Annotated in this window: 2 protein-coding genes; both read right to left on the bottom strand. The window is 75.5% G+C overall.

Annotated features, from left to right (window positions below; all coding sequences use genetic code 11):
- Positions 1-51: 51 nt before the first annotated feature.
- A complete protein-coding gene (locus J7E86_RS18030; RefSeq protein WP_215082722.1) occupies positions 52-1,272 on the bottom strand; it encodes an alpha/beta fold hydrolase in 1,221 nt (406 codons plus the stop codon).
- Positions 1,273-1,289: 17 nt separating this feature from the next.
- Positions 1,290-1,520, bottom strand: a 231-nt coding sequence (locus J7E86_RS31145) for an alanine racemase C-terminal domain-containing protein (protein ID WP_285439717.1), incomplete at its 5' end; no start/stop codon positions are given.

The raw sequence follows: 1,520 nt of genomic DNA, 5'->3' as shown, positions 1-1,520 counted from the left end.
CGTACGGGGTGTTCGGGACGCTCATACCCGCCGATGGTACGGGGCCGGGGCTCAGCACCGTCGGCGTGCTCCGGCGGCGTGGCGCGGGCCCGGCCGCGCCTCGCCCGCGGCCGCCGCCGCGAGCAGCTCGACGAGGCCCTCGTTGGTGGTGTCGGGGTTCTCCATCATCACCAGGTGGCCGGCCTCCGGCAGGTGGACGAGCCGGGCGCCCGGCAGGGCCTCCGCGATGGCCTCGCTGTGCGCGGTCGGCGTCAGCAGGTCCCGGCCCCCGGAGAGGACGAGCACGGGCAGGCCGTCGAAGGCGCGCAGGGCCGCCACCTTGTCGTGGTCGGCGAAGGCCGGGTAGAACGCGGCGACGACGTCCACGGGCGTCGCCTCCAGCAGCCGCTCGGCGAACCGCGCCACCGCCGGGTCGACGTCCTTCGACCCGAACGAATAGCGCTTGACGATCCCCGCGAAGAGGTCGGCGGTGGCCCGGCGGCCCTTCTCGATCAGCTCGGGCTGCGCGGACATCAGCTTGAAGGCGCCCGGCAGGACGCGGCGCACCACGTTCATCCCGGCGACCGGCAGCCCGTAGGTGTTCTGCGCGAGCCCGCCCGCCGACGTGCCGACGAAGGCGGCGCCGACGACGCGCTCGGCGATCAGCTCGGGGTACTGGGCGGCCAGCGCCATCATCGTCATCCCGCCCATCGAGTGCCCCACCAACACCAGGGGCCCCTCGGGGGCGGCGTCGTCGATGACGGCCTTGAGATCGCGGCCGAGCAGGTCGATGTCGATGGGGGCGCCGTTGCCGTGCGCCCGCCCGGAGCGGCCGTGGCTGCGCTGGTCCCAGAAGACGGTGCGGACCGTGCCGCGCAGGGCGGCGCGCTGGAAGTGCCAGGAGTCCTGGGAGAGGCAGTAGCCGTGGCTGAAGACGACCGTCAGGGGCGCGGACCGGCGCCGTCCGAAGAGCCGCTTCAACGACTCGGGCCCGGCCGCGCTCACGCCTTCCGGCTCGTCGGCCTCGTAATAGAGCTCCGTGCCGTCCTCGGCGACCGCGCGGCCCGGTGTGCCGCGCAGGGTGCCGTACGGGCCGGCCGAGTCCAGCGCGAGGCGGGCCTTGCGGCGCACGCCGCGTCCCACGGTCAGCCGCTCGACGGCCACCCCGACCGCGGCTCCGGCGGCCACGACGCCGATGGCGGCGCCCGCGACGCCGGCCCCGCGCCGCCAGCCCGCGCCCTGGGCCACCGCCTGGACGGCCGCCTCCACGCCCGTATTCGCGCTGTCGCTCATGCCGTGTCCCCCGTGTCCTAGCTCTCCTGGCTCCCGTGCCCGGCCTCGTTCACGTTCGCGTTCCCGCCGGCGCCCGCGCCCTGGTCCGTGTCCGCGTCTTTCCCCACATAGACGCGGGGAACCCGCCGGGAGATGCGCGTGACGACCTCATAGGCGATGGTTCCGGTGGCCCGCGCCCAGTCCTCGGCGGTCGGCTCGCCCCGGTCGCCCGGCCCGAACAGCACCGCTTCCTCGCCGACCCGCGCGGT

Origin of the sequence: Streptomyces sp. ISL-11, assembly GCF_018614525.1 — a bacterium.
Classification (GTDB): domain Bacteria; phylum Actinomycetota; class Actinomycetes; order Streptomycetales; family Streptomycetaceae; genus Streptomyces.
The sequence above is the reverse complement of the archived record's forward strand: the minus strand, read 5'-3'. Positions and strand labels throughout refer to the sequence as shown.